Raw genomic sequence first — 237 nt, 5'->3', positions numbered from 1 at the left:
ATTATGAAGAACATTTTGAAGCGCGTCAACTACTTTTTTCAGCGCTTCGATCAACAGACTGCATCGATCGCGTTCCTCACCAGTTCAAAGAAGCAGCCTCAATTCCGGCGCTCTCTTTGTCCTGCCTGGCTTCTCCTCCCGTCCTGCGTTTCCGTCATCGCGAGAGAGGCCGAATTCTAAGCACCCATCCCGCTTCGTGCAAGCGTTTTCGCAAAGAAAATGCATAAAGGGCGCCGC

1 protein-coding gene is annotated in these 237 nt (G+C 51.9%); it reads left to right on the top strand.

Going from position 1 to position 237, the window contains the following annotated elements:
* Window positions 1-227, top strand: a 227-nt coding sequence (locus tag ACYP33_RS20650; protein ID WP_459623710.1) for a hypothetical protein, incomplete at its 5' end; no start/stop codon positions are given.
* Window positions 228-237 lie beyond the last annotated feature (10 nt).

Source organism: Burkholderia sp. 3C (assembly GCF_054589155.1).
This window is presented reverse-complemented; position numbering and strand designations above follow the sequence as displayed.